This window comes from Sphingomonas sp. SUN039, from assembly GCF_024758725.1.
GTDB lineage: Bacteria > Pseudomonadota > Alphaproteobacteria > Sphingomonadales > Sphingomonadaceae > Sphingomonas_O.
This window is the reverse complement of the sequence record NZ_CP096972.1, coordinates 1531776-1545397: the sequence shown is the minus strand read 5'-3', so window position 1 is coordinate 1545397 and position 13622 is coordinate 1531776. Positions and strand designations below refer to the sequence as shown.

Here is a 13622-nt window from a genome sequence, read left to right as displayed (position 1 = left end):
CCCTGACATCCGCCATTGTTCGCCTAGCTTGACCCCCCAAAGCCGGTTCGCCAAAGGGGCGGGCGATCCCGTGCTGCACGTGCACATACCGCGACTCGAAAGACCCCCCGTGGCCCAGCCGCTCAGTTTCCAGCGCCTGATCCTGACGCTCCACGATTACTGGAGCGCGCGCGGCTGCGTCATTTTGCAGCCGTACGACATGGAAATGGGGGCAGGGACGTTCCACCCCGCCACCACCCTGCGCGCGCTCGGCCCCGATCCGTGGAATGCGGCTTTCGTCCAGCCCTGCCGCCGCCCGACCGACGGGCGCTATGGCGAAAACCCCAACCGCCTCGGCCATTATTACCAATATCAGGTCATCCTGAAACCGAGCCCGCCCGACATGCAGGAGGCCTATCTCGGCAGCCTCGACGCCATCGGCATCGACCCGCGCCTGCACGATATCCGCTTTGTCGAGGACGACTGGGAATCGCCGACCTTGGGCGCATGGGGACTTGGCTGGGAAGTCTGGTGCGACGGGATGGAAGTCACGCAATACACCTATTTCCAGCAGATGGGCGGGTACGACTGCAAGCCGGTTGCGGGCGAACTGACCTACGGGCTCGAGCGCCTCGCCATGTATGTGCAGGGCGTCGACAGCGTCTATGATCTCGCGTTCAACGATACGGGCGTGACCTATGGTGACGTGTTCCTCGAAAACGAGCGCCAGATGTCGAAGTGGAACTTCGAGGTCGCGAACACGGAGTCGCTGTTCGACGGGTTTCGCAAGGCCGTCGCTGAATGCGAAAACAGCCTCGCCGCCGAACTGCCGATCCCGGCTTACGAACAGGCGATCAAGGCGAGCCACATTTTCAACACGCTGCAAGCGCGCGGGGTCATCTCGGTCGCCGAACGCCAAGCCTACATCGGCCGCGTCCGCGATCTGGCGAAGGGCGCGTGCGCGGGCTGGATGGCGAAGAACGGATGGGCGGCGTGAGCCGCCTCGCAAATCCTCTCCTGCGCGCAGACGCAGGGGAGGGGGACCGCCGCGAAGCGGTGGTGGAGGGGCGTGCTCGCTCACGAAATCGTGCCAAGTTCGAACAGTGCACGCCCCTCCACCACCCCGTCTTCGCGGGGCGGTCCCCCTCCCCCAGACAAGCTGGGGGAGGATTTCAATGACCGACTTCCTTCTCGAACTCCGCTCCGAGGAAATTCCCGCGCGGATGCAGGTCAAGGCCAAGGACGATCTCGCGCGGCTGTTCGCCGAGGAGATCGCCAAAGCCGGCCTAACCGCGACGGCCATCGAGACTTTTGCGACGCCCCGCCGCCTCGCGCTCATCGCGCGCGGGCTGCCCGACCAGACGGCAGCGGTCAGCGAAGAACGCAAAGGCCCCCGCAGCAACGCGCCCGAGCAGGCGCTCGCCGGATTCCTGCGCTCGACGGGCCTGACGCGCGAACAACTCGTCGAACGCGACGGCGTGTTCTTCGCGGTGATCGACAAACCTGGACGCGCGACCGCCGAAGTCCTCGCCGAAGCCATCCCCGCCGTCGTCCGCGCCTTTCCCTGGCCCAAATCGATGCGCTGGGGCGATGCGTCGTTCAGCACCGAAAGCCTGCGCTGGGTGCGCCCGTTGCAGGGCATCGTCGCGCTGTTCGGCGACGCGGTGGTCTCGTGCGAAGTCGACGGCATAACGAGCAGCGCGGCGACGATGGGGCACCGTTTCCACCACAGCGGACCCTTAATTATCCGCAACGCAGACAGCTATGTGGAACAGCTGCGCGATGCCCATGTCATCGTCCATTTGTCCGAACGTACGACCCTTATCCGCGACGGTGCGCGGACCGCTGCCGCTGCAGAAGGGCTGGTGCTCGTTGAGGACGAGGGGCTGGTGCTCGAAAACGCGGGCCTCACCGAATGGCCGGTGCCGCTGCTCGGGCGGTTCGATGCGGCGTTTCTCGACGTGCCGCGCGAAGTCATCCAGCTGACGATGCGGACCAACCAGAAATATTTCGCGTGCACGGATGCCGACGGCGCGCTGGCCAACGCCTTCGTCTGCACCGCGAATATCGACGCGAGCGACGGTGGGGCTGCGATCGTTGCGGGCAATCGCAAGGTGCTGGCGGCGCGGTTGAGCGATGCGAAGTTCTTCTGGGAAAACGACCTGAAAGTGCCGCTCGCGATGCAGGCGGAGAAGCTGTCGCAGATCGTTTTCCACGAAAAGCTAGGCACGGTGGCCGATAAGGTCGAGCGCGTCGCGAAGCTGGCCCGGTGGTTGTGCGAGGAGGGGATCGTCAAACCCTCTTCGCTTCGCGGAGAGGGCGATGCGAAGCATCGGGAGAGGCCCGAGTTGCACGTCACTTCCTCTCCCGGCTCCGCTGGCGCTGCGCCGCCCTCTCCACAAAGTGGAGAGGGTTTGGCATCCCTCGCCGAAACCGCCGCCCGCCTGTGCAAGGCCGACCTCGTCACCGGCATGGTCGGCGAATTCCCCGAGCTTCAGGGCATCATCGGCGGCCACCTCGCCCGCGCGCAGGGCTTGCCCGATGTGATCGCCGACGCGATCCGCGATCACTATAAGCCGGTCGGGCAGGGCGACGACGTCCCGACCGCGCCGGTGGCGGTGGCGGTGTCGCTGGCGGATAAGTTGGATACATTGGTTGGATTTTTCTTAGCTGAGGAAAAGCCTACTGGATCCAAGGACCCGTTCGCCCTGCGGCGCGCTGCTCTTGCGATCAATGCAATAAGCATTAGCCTGAATTTGCGGGTTGGCCTGCGAGACGCCTGTGCAGTTTCGGAAATCGAGCTCTTGTCTCAAGTGAGCGATGACGCTGATGACGTCATCGAGCAATCAGAAGCACATATGGACTTCCTAAAACAATGGGAAGCAACGCTAGACTTTGTCCGCGCAAGCGATTTTGACCTTGTGGAAAAGAAGGTCATGGGGCTGTTCGTCAGACGTAATCAGGTTGATCGTTTCGCTGGATTGAGAGCCTTGATTTCCGAACGCTCGGACGACGTAAATGCCTTTGACCCGGTGATGGAATTTCTTACCGACCGCCTCAAAGTCCAGCAGCGCGAGGCCGGTGTCCGCCACGACCTGATCGACGCGGTGTTCGCGCTCGGCGGCGAGGACGATCTCGTCCGCCTGCTCGCGCGGGTGAAGGCGTTGCAGGCATTTGTCGGCACGCCCGAGGGGGCGGATTTGCTCGCCGGATACAAGCGCGCGGCGAATATTTTGAAGAAGGACCAACCCTCTTCGCTTCGCGGAGAGGGCGATGCGAAGCATCGGGAGAGGAACGAGCCGCCGGTTCAGGCCTCTCCCGGCTCCGCTGGCGCTGCGCCGCCCTCTCCGCGAAGCGAAGAGGGTGAAGAAACCGCCCTCACCACCGCGCTCGACACCGCCGAACCGCTGGCCGCCGCCGCCATCGACGCGGAAAATTTCGAGGCCGCGATGTCCGCGCTCGCCACGCTTCGTACCCCCATCGACGCGTTCTTCGAAAACGTCACCGTCAACGATCCCGACCCCGCCAAGCGGGCGGCGCGGCTGGCGCTGCTGGCGCGTTTCCGCGATGCGGTCCACCGCGTCGCCGACTTCTCCAAAATCGAGGGCTGAATGACCCAATATGTCTATCGTTTCGGCGGCGGCGTTTCGGACGGCAAGGGGCTGTCGAAGGAACTGCTCGGCGGCAAGGGTGCGAACCTCGACGGGATGGCGTCGATCGGCCTGCCGGTGCCTCCCGGCTTCACGATCAGCACCCCGATGTGCACCCGCTATTACGAGGAAGGCGAGAAATTCCCGCCCGAACTGAACGCCGAAGTCGCCAGCGGGATCGCGCATATCGAGGGTGTCACGGGCAAGAAATTCGGCGACGCGAGCGACCCGCTGCTCGTCTCGGTCCGCAGCGGCGCGCGCGTCTCGATGCCCGGCATGATGGACACCGTGCTCAATCTCGGCCTCAACGACGCGACGGTCGTTGGCCTCGCCACGGTCAGCGGCGACGCGCGCTTTGCGTGGGACAGCTATCGCCGCTTTGTCCAGATGTACGCCGATGTCGTGCTTGGGCTCGATCATGGCGCGTTCGAGGAAGCGCTGGAAATCGCCAAAGAAGACAAGGGCTACTACCTCGATACCGAGATGGAGTCTGAGGACTGGCAGGCGCTCGTTGCCAAATATCTGGCGCTGGTCGAAGAGCTTTGGGGCAAGCCGTTCCCGCAGGACGTCCACGACCAACTGTGGGGCGCGGTCGGCGCGGTGTTCGGCTCGTGGCAATCCGAACGTGCCAAGGTGTATCGCCGGATCAACAGCATCCCGCACGACTGGGGCACAGCGGTCAATGTGCAGGCGATGGTGTTCGGCAATATGGGCGACACCTCGGCGACGGGCGTCGCTTTCACCCGCGACCCCGCGACCGGCGAGCGTGCCTATTACGGCGAATATCTGATCAACGCGCAGGGCGAGGACGTCGTCGCGGGCATCCGCACGCCGCAATATCTCACCACTGCTGCCCGCGAACGGGCGAAGGCCAAGCCGCTGTCGATGCAGGAATCGATGCCGGTGGTGTATGCCGAGCTGGCCAAGGTGTTCGACCTGCTCGAGGCGCATTACCGCGACATGCAGGACATCGAATTTACCGTCGAGCGCGGCAAATTGTGGATGCTGCAGACGCGGTCGGGCAAGCGCACCGCCAAGGCCGCGCTCAAGATCGCGGTCGATATGGCGGCGGAAGGGCTGATCACGAAGGACGAGGCGGTGATGCGCGTCGATCCGTCGGCGCTCGATCAGTTGCTGCACCCGACGCTCGACCCCAAGGCCAAGCGCGATGTGATCGTGAAGGGTCTGCCCGCGTCGCCCGGTGCCGCCTCGGGCATTGCCGTGTTCGACAGCGACACGGCGGAAAAGCGCGCCGACAAGGGCCAGTCGGTCATCCTCGTCCGCACCGAAACCAGCCCCGAGGACATACACGGCATGCACGCAGCCAAGGGCATCCTGACCGCGCGCGGTGGCATGACGTCACATGCGGCGGTCGTGGCGCGCGGCATGGGCCGTCCGTGCGTCTCGGGCGCAGGATCGCTCAGCATCGACGCGGCGGCCAAGGTTGCGCGCGTCGGCAGTCGGGAAATCCGCGAGGGCGACATGCTGACCCTCGACGGCTCGACCGGCGAAGTGATGGCGGGCGAAGTGGCGACGATCCAGCCCGAATTGTCGGGCGATTTCGGCACGTTGATGGTCTGGGCCGACGGGTCGCGCCGCATGAAAGTGCGCGCCAATGCCGAGACGCCCGCCGACGCCAAGGTCGCGCGCGACTTCGGCGCGGAGGGCATCGGGCTGTGCCGCACCGAGCACATGTTCTTCGACGCGGGCCGCATCACCGCGGTGCGCGAGATGATCCTGGCCGAGGACGAAAAGGGCCGCCGCGTGGCGCTGGCCAAGCTGTTGCCGGAGCAACGCGCGGATTTCGTGGGGCTGTTCGAGGTGATGGCGGGTCTGCCCGTGACGATCCGCCTGCTCGACCCGCCGCTGCACGAATTCATGCCGCATGCCGAGGCCGATTTCGAGGATGTGGCCAAGGCGACCGGGCTGACCGTCGACATGCTCAAGCGGCGTGCGGCGGAACTGCACGAGTTCAACCCCATGCTGGGGCATCGCGGGTGTCGTCTCGGCGTCACTTACCCCGAAATCTACGAGATGCAGGCGCGCGCGATCTTTGAGGCCGCGTGCGATCTCGCCGTCTCCCCCATCCCCGAAGTCATGGTCCCGCTGGTCGCAACCAAACGCGAGCTCGAGCTGATGAAGGCGGTGATCGACCGCACCGCCGAAGCGGTGTTCGCCGAACGCGGCAAGCGCATCGACTATCTGGTGGGCACGATGATCGAACTGCCCCGCGCCGCGCTCAAGGCCGGCGAAATCGCCGAGGTCGGTGCGTTTTTCTCGTTTGGAACCAATGACTTGACCCAAACTACGCTCGGCGTCAGTCGCGACGACGCGGCCCGCTTCCTCGGTGTCTATGTCGACCAGGGCATCTACGAACGCGACCCCTTCGTCAGCCTCGACATCGACGGTGTGGGTGAGCTTGTTCAAATTGCCGCCGACCGGGGCAGGGCGACGCGCCCCGACATCAAGCTCGGCATCTGCGGCGAACATGGCGGCGACCCGGCGAGCATCGCCTTCTGCGAGAAGGTCGGCCTCGATTACGTCAGCGCCTCGCCCTACCGCGTTCCCATCGCCCGGCTCGCAGCGGCACAGGCGGCACTGGCGACAGGATAGCGGGAAAGGCCTTGGCGAATCGGCGTTCCGTCGCCCAAGGTGGCCCATGGCCCACGCGCAGTTCGTTCCCCTTCGTATCTTCTCGTCGTACACGATGCTCGAAGGGGCGATCGATCCCAAGGATATTGCCGCCAAAGCCCGTGATATGGGCTTTCCGGCGGCGGCGATCTGCGACCGCAACGGGCTGTACGGTGTCATGCCGTTCAGCGAGGCGGCCGCGAAAAAGGGGGTGCAGCCGATCATCGGTGCGCTGCTGTGCGTGGCGCGGCCCGATGTGCCGCAGGGCGGCGCGCAAGCCTATGACTGGCTGGCCCTGCTCGCGCAGGACGCGACCGGGTACGACAATCTGTGCCAGCTGGTGTCGGCGGCGCATCTTGCGCGACCGGTCGAGGAACCGGCGCATGTCGATTTCGAGCGGCTGGCGCGTCACACCGACGGGCTGATCTGCCTGACTGCCGGGGGCGAGGGCGCGCTGGCGCGGCTGCTGGCGGATCGGCAACAGAGTGCTGCCGATGCTTATGCCGACCGGTTGATCGCGCTGTTCCCCGACCGGCTTTATGTCGAGATCGCCCGGCGCGGCGATGCGGTCGAGATGGCTGCGGAGCCGCACCTGATCGCCATGGCCGACGGGCGCGGGCTGCCGCTCGTGGCGACCAATCCGGCGTGCTATGCCGATGCCGATTTCCACTGCGCGCACGACATCATGCTCTGCATCGCGGCATCGACCTATGTCGAAAGCGACGACCGGACCAAGTCGAACCCCGACGCGTGGATCAAGCCCGCGCACGACATGCGCGGGCTGTTCGCCGACCTCCCTGACGCGCTGGAAAACACGCTGGTGGTGGCGCAGCGATGTGCCGTGGCGGCACCCTCGCGCAAACCCATCCTGCCGAGCTTGGCGGGGGATCGTGAGGCCGAGACCGAACAGCTGCGGCGCGACGCACGTGTAGGCCTGACCGCACGTCTCGAAAAGACGCCTGCGCCGAACCCGCAGGATTATTTCGACCGCCTCGAGTTCGAACTCGATGTGATCGCGGGCATGGGCTTCCCCGGTTATTTCCTGATCGTCGCCGATTTCATCAAATGGGCCAAGGCGAAGGGGATTCCGGTCGGACCCGGGCGCGGTTCGGGCGCGGGGTCGGTTGTTGCCTGGGCGCTGACGATCACCGATCTCGATCCGTTGAAACTGGGGCTGCTGTTCGAACGCTTCCTCAACCCGTCGCGTGTTTCGATGCCCGACTTCGACATCGATTTCTGCGAAACACGGCGCGGGGAGGTCATCCACTATGTGCAGTCGAAATACGGCCACGACCATGTCGCGCAGATCATTACCTTCGGGCGGCTGAAATCGCGGGCCGTGCTGAAGGATACCGGCCGCGTCCTCCAGATGAGTTACGGGCAGGTCGACCGGCTCGCCAAGCTGGTCCCGAACCACCCGACCGATCCCTGGGATCTGAAACGCGCACTCAATGGCGTGTCGGAACTGGCGTCGGAGTACAAGAACGATCCCGACGTGCGTCGGCTATTGGACCTGGCGATGAAGCTGGAGGGGCTGCCGCGCCACTCGTCGACGCATGCCGCGGGTGTTGTCATCGGCGACCGTCCGCTCGACCGCCTCGTGCCGCTCTACCGCGATCCGCGTTCCGACATGCCTGTCACGCAATTCGACATGAAATACGCCGAAGCGGCGGGGCTGGTGAAGTTCGACTTTCTGGGCCTCAAGACGCTCAGCGTCTTGCAACGCGCGCTCGACCTGATCGAGGCGCGCGAAGGGCACCGGCCCGATCTCGATACGCTCGGCTGGGACGACGAGGCGGTCTATACGCTATTGCAAAAGGGCGACACCGTCGGCGTGTTCCAGTTGGAATCGGACGGGATGCGGCGTGCATTGTCGTCGGTGCGACCGAGCAATTTCGGCGATATCATCGCGATCGGCGCGCTGTATCGGCCTGGCCCGATGGACAACATTCCGCTGTTCGCCGACCGCAAGAACGGGCGCGTGCCCATCGAATATCCGCACCCCTTGCTCGAGGAGGTGCTGGCTGAAACCTATGGCATCATCGTCTATCAGGAACAGGTGATGAAGGCCGCGCAGCTCCTCGCCGGCTATTCGCTCGGCGACGCCGATTTGCTGCGCCGCGCGATGGGCAAGAAAATCCAGAGCGAGATGGATGCCCAGCGAGCCGGGTTCGTCGATGGCTGCGGGCGTAACGGCATCGAGCGCAAAAAGGCGAACGAGCTGTTCGACCTGATCGACAAGTTTGCCAACTACGGGTTCAACAAGAGCCACGCGGCGGCCTATGCGGTGCTGACCTACCAGACGGCATGGGTGAAGACGCACTATCCGGAAGACTTCTTCGCAGCGTCGATGGCCTTCGACCTCGGCAACACCGACAAGCTGGCAATCTATGTCGATGACATGCGGCGCTCGGGCGTCACCTGCCTGCCGCCGTGCATCAATGCCAGCGGTTCCGACTTCACGGTCGAGCCGCACGGAGAGGGGCTGGCTGTCCGCTTTGCCTTGGGCGCGCTCAAGGGCGTCGGCGAGGGCGCGATGGAAATGCTGTGTGCCGGACGCGCGGAAAGCGGCGTGTTCGCCTCGCTCGACGAATTGGCCAACCGCATCAATCCGCGCCTGCTCAACAAGCGGCAGATCGAAAGCCTTGCCGGGTCGGGGGCATTGGACGGGTTGAACGACAACCGCGCCGGCTGTTTCGCCGTCGCCGAGACGCTGCTGGCCGTGGCATCGCAGGCCGAACACGGTCGTACCAGCGGGCAGGGCGGGCTGTTCGGGGAGGGGGAGGCCTCGGTCGTCGCCATACAACTGCCCGGCAGCGTGAAATGGTCGATGGCCGAGCGGATGTCGGCGGAGAAAGAGGCGTTCGGCTTCTATTTTTCGGCCCATCCGGTCGATCGGTACCGCCATGTCGCGGGCGCGCACGGTGCGCGCAGCTTCATGGCGTTATCGGGATCGGGTGGAGAGGGGCGGACCTCGGCGACGATGGCAGCCCTGGTCGAGGATGCGCGCTGGCGGACGTCGAAAAAGGGCAACCGTTTCCTGTCGGCAACGCTCAGCGACGAAAGCGGACAGTTCCAGGCGAACTGCTTCGACGACGACGCCTGTGTTGCGCTCGAGGAACTGGGGCGGAATGGCGGCTGTGCGCTGCTGCGGGTGGAACTGGAGCGCCAACCGGGCGAAGAGACGCCGCGGGTGACGGTGCGCGGGGCTCAACGGCTGGATGCGCTTGCCGGATCGGCGCGGCTGAATGCAGTGGTTTCGGTGGAAAATGTCGACGCGGTTGCGGGGCTTGCCGAATTGCTGGCAAATGCGCGCGGCGGGCGCTGCGAGTTGGTCCTTCAAACGGTGACAGCGGCGGGCCAGCATGCGGCAGTCCGGCTGGGCCGCGACTTCCTGATCGACGGCGAACTCGCCGCGATGATGGGGCGCGCGCCGGGCGTGATCGATGTCGAATTGAAAGCACAAGAAGCGCCACGACTGGCGCTCGTATCCTAGGGGAGGGTGGTCCGATGCTGTCAGGCAAGCTCGGCGGAATGCAGGACTGGTCGTTGCGGGTCACGCACCTGATCGATCATGCCGCGCGCGAATGCGGCACGCGCGAGATCGTGACGCGCTGGGCCGACGGCAGCATCGAGCGGACCAACTGGTCCGGGGTCGGGCGCGACGCGCGCAAGCTCGCGCAGGCCTTTGCCGCAATGGGCTTGCAACCCGGCGACCGTGTCGGGACGTTTGCGATGAACCACCATCGCCACCTGACGGCTTGGTATGGCGCTATCGGCTTTGGCGGCGTGATCCATACGATCAATATTCGCCTGTTCGACGAACAGCTGATCTACATCATCAACCACGCCGAGGACCGCGTGCTGATGTACGACGCGGTGTTCGCATCGATCATCGAGCGGTTGAAGCCGCATCTGACCAGCGTCGAGCATTTCATCTGTTTCGACACCGATTACCTGCCGCTGATGGCCGCGCATGACGGCAATTTCGAATGGGCGACGGGCGACGAACGCGACCCGTGCATGCTCTGCTATACAAGCGGCACGACCGGCAATCCGAAGGGCGTGTTGTACGAACATCGCTCGACCATGCTGCACGCGATGGCCGAAATCGCGCCGTCGGTGTTCGACCTCAGCCCGCAGGCGGCACTGCTCCCCATCGTGCCAATGTTCCACGCCGCCAGTTGGGGCTTGCCGTTTGCCGGGGCGGCAGCGGGCGTGAAGTTCGTGTTTTCGGTCACTAACGAAGCGCCGGTACTGTGCGACTTGTTCGTCAACGAGGGCATTACCCATTCGGCAGGCGTCCCGACCGTGTGGCTGGCGATGTTCCAGCACCTCGACACGTTGGCGGACAGCGGCCGCAGCGTCGATCTGAGCAAGTTGCGCGTTGTAACCATCGGCGGGTCGGCCTGTCCGCGTTCGATGATCGAGCGGCTGATGCGGATGGGGATTCGCGTCAACCACGCCTGGGGCATGACCGAGACCAGCCCGATCGGTACGATGGGCGCGCCGTCGGCAGACTGGGACGATCTGAGTTTCGACCAGCAGGTTGCCGTGACGGTGCGGCAGGGACGGGTACCCTTTGGGGTCGAACTGCGTATCGTCGGTGACGATGGGGAAGTCCTGCCGCGCGACGGCAAAGCATCGGGGCGGCTCGAAATCCGGGGACCATGGGTCGTCAAACGCTACTTCAAGATGAGCGAGGATGCGGTCATCGACGGTCAATGGTTCGACACCGGCGACGTCGCGATTCTGCACCCCGATGGCACGATGCAGATCACCGACCGGTCGAAGGACGTCATCAAATCGGGCGGTGAATGGATTTCGTCGGTGGAGCTGGAAAACGCCGCCGTCGGTTGCCCCGGCGTGCAAGAGGCAGCCGCTATCGGCATCGTCCATCCGAAATGGGACGAGCGCCCGATCCTGCTGGTGGTTCGCAAGGCGGGCGCTGATGTCAGCGCTGCCGATGTAACCGCTTATCTGTCGGACAAAGTCGCCAAATGGTGGCTGCCCGACGAAGTCCTGTTCGTCGACAGCCTGCCGCATACCGGCACGGGCAAAATCTTGAAAACGGCGTTGCGGGCGGAATACAAGGATTACCGGTTGGCGAGCGCAGCTTGAGAGGCGTATTTGCGGGATTGATGCTGGGATGCTTAGTCTCGTCTTGTGCTCCATCTGAGTCTGGCAGCGCTAATTGGCGGGTCGATCCGGGTTGGCGATACAAGTGGGACTCGTACCGTAATGTGGTCATTTATGGGCTAAACGATTCAAGCGGCGCGTGGTTCGTAGGCGTTTGTGACAGCTTGCCAGTTTTTACTCTGGTGAATGGTGATTACGGCTTAGGCGTCAAGAAGTTCACATTAACAATCGATAGTCGTCGGTGGATATTTCCAGCTTTTGACGGTCAACACGGCCGCAGTTTGATGGTCGATCCAAGCGATGAAATGGTCGATGCTTTTGTTGAAGCTAGTCAGCGAATCCGATTTGAAACTGATGATGGCTGGGCACGCGAATTCAAGCCATCTCCGCAACTTTCCCGTATGATCTATGAATGCCGATTAGTCCGCCAACGTGATCCAAATGCGGAAGGATATTATGCGTCGGTGGCTCGAGCATCTCGGTAGCTAAGCTGACTAAAACAGCCGCCCCTGCGCGCCCTGTGGCGGACGAAACAGGTCGCAGCGCAGTTCCACTCTCGGCCCTTCCAGCCCGTAGCGCCGCCGCGCGAGTTTGAAGCGGGTAAGCATCAGATCGTACCAAGGCCCCGATCCGCGCATCCGTTCGCCGAACAGGGGTTCGTTGTCGTGCTGGCCGCCCCGGATCGACTGGATGATCGACATGACCTTGCCCGCGCGGTCGGGGAAATGGGTGTCGAGCCATGCGCGGAACAAGGGCGCAACTTCATGGGGCAGGCGGACCGGAATGAACGAACAGCGCGTTGCGCCCGCCTCGGCGGCGGCCTGCAAAATCGCTTCGGTTTCATGGTCGGTGATCGCCGGGATCAGCGGCGAGACCGATACCTGAACCGGGACTCCCGCGTCGGCGAGCGCCCTGATCGCTGCTAGCCGCTTCCTAGGCGACGGCGCGCGCGGTTCCAGCGTCATGGCGATTTTCGGATCGAGCGTTGTCACCGATACCATCACCGACGTCAGCCCGTCTGCCGCCATCGGTGCGAGCAGGTCGATGTCGCGCACGACGCGGTCCGATTTGGTCGTGATCATCAACGGGTGGCGGCATTCGGCCAGCACCTCGATGCATTGCCGCGTTATCTGCCAATCCCGCTCGATGGGCTGATAGGGGTCGGTATTCGTCCCCATAGCAATGGGCGCGCATCGATAGGTGCGTTTCGACAATTCGGCGCGCAGCAAGTCGGCAGCATCCGGCTTGGCAAACAGCTTCGTTTCGAAATCGATTCCCGGCGACAGGTCGTGAAACGCATGCGTCGGCCGTGCGAAACAATAGATGCAGCCATGCTCGCACCCGCGATAGGCATTGATCGACTGGTCGAACGGCACGTCGGGCGATGAATTGCGGGCGAGGATCGTCTTCGGCCTTTCGACCGTGACAGTCGTGTGCGACGGGGTGGGCACACCGTCGATCTGCAGCGCGTCGTCGAGCCAGTCGCCATCGGCAATTCGCTCTGCCAGCCCGAACCGGGCGCTGGTCTGGTTGTGCGTGGCACCTCTGGCTGGCCGGACGGGTCGCATACTTCACGATAGACGATTGTGAGAAACAAACAAGGAACAAACCTCTCATCCGTTTCGGATGCGATTTGCAAAGACTATCACGCCACGCCCGTCATTATGCTGCCGTAACGGATCGAACCTCGGGGGCGGTCATGAGTCACGCAGACCGACGACGACACAGGCACGCGTTCAGGACGCCCACGCGTCCGGGGTGGCATCGCCACCACCTGCTGCCGAACCACCTTCGGCATTATCCCGATCTGCGCGACTATCTGGCCGGTTTCTCCGAGATGGGCTTTTCGATGGACGATTTCAGCACGAACGGCATGTTCCTGCCGGCCGACGAAGCTATCGCCTGTGCCACGAGGTTACCCCTCCATCGCGGTCCGCACCGGACGTACAACGCGATGGTCATCGATGCGCTCGACACGATCCGCTTCGATGCCCGAAGGGCCGGGCTGGACCGGTCGGCCCAGATGGCGGCGGTGCGGGGCTTGCAACATCGCCTTCGTCATCTGCTGCAACTGTCGGCTGTAGATGCCCATGTTGCACTGGCCAGCCGCAATCCATTCGGCGCGTCCGTGGCGCTGGCGAAGATAGACGCTCAGACCGATGCGCTGTTTGCGGCAGCCCTAAGCGGCGAACTGCCCCAGACCGTCGCTTGAGAACCCGGTCA

Annotated in this window: 8 protein-coding genes; 7 read left to right on the top strand and 1 reads right to left on the bottom strand. The window is 63.9% G+C overall.

Going from position 1 to position 13622, the window contains the following annotated elements:
* The first annotated feature begins 109 nt into the window (after positions 1-109).
* The 6 genes from M0209_RS07460 (at position 110) to M0209_RS07435 (ending at position 11884) form a co-directional block, all read left to right on the top strand.
* The gene (locus M0209_RS07460) at positions 110-976 is read left to right on the top strand and encodes a glycine--tRNA ligase subunit alpha (protein ID WP_258887654.1); all 867 of its coding nucleotides are present in this window, start codon (positions 110-112) and stop codon (positions 974-976) included.
* A gap of 178 nt (positions 977-1154) precedes the next feature.
* On the top strand, positions 1155-3590 hold the full coding sequence (glyS, locus tag M0209_RS07455) for a glycine--tRNA ligase subunit beta (RefSeq protein WP_258887653.1): 2436 nt from the start codon (positions 1155-1157) through the stop codon (positions 3588-3590).
* Entirely contained in the window at positions 3591-6242 is a 2652-nt protein-coding gene (gene ppdK / locus M0209_RS07450) for a pyruvate, phosphate dikinase (RefSeq protein WP_258887652.1), read from the top strand.
* Positions 6243-6288: 46 nt separating this feature from the next.
* Positions 6289-9756, top strand: a complete 3468-nt coding sequence (gene dnaE / locus M0209_RS07445; RefSeq protein ID WP_258887651.1) for a DNA polymerase III subunit alpha — start codon at positions 6289-6291, stop codon at positions 9754-9756.
* Between the two features lie 14 nt (positions 9757-9770).
* Positions 9771-11381 (top strand): long-chain fatty acid--CoA ligase, encoded by a 1611-nt coding sequence (locus M0209_RS07440; RefSeq protein ID WP_258887650.1) that lies wholly within the window; start codon positions 9771-9773, stop codon positions 11379-11381.
* A gap of 200 nt (positions 11382-11581) precedes the next feature.
* Complete coding sequence (locus M0209_RS07435) at positions 11582-11884, top strand: hypothetical protein (protein WP_258887649.1); 303 nt, start codon at positions 11582-11584, stop codon at positions 11882-11884.
* 9 nt (positions 11885-11893) lie between these two features.
* Here the strand turns inward: M0209_RS07435 and M0209_RS07430 are convergent, their stop codons facing one another.
* Positions 11894-12967, bottom strand: a complete 1074-nt coding sequence (locus M0209_RS07430) for a PA0069 family radical SAM protein (protein ID WP_258887648.1) — start codon at positions 12965-12967, stop codon at positions 11894-11896.
* A 131-nt stretch (positions 12968-13098) separates the two neighbouring features.
* Here M0209_RS07430 and M0209_RS07425 point away from each other — a divergent pair, with 131 nt between their 5' ends.
* Positions 13099-13611 (top strand): AHH domain-containing protein, encoded by a 513-nt coding sequence (locus M0209_RS07425; protein WP_258887647.1) that lies wholly within the window; start codon positions 13099-13101, stop codon positions 13609-13611.
* Positions 13612-13622 lie beyond the last annotated feature (11 nt).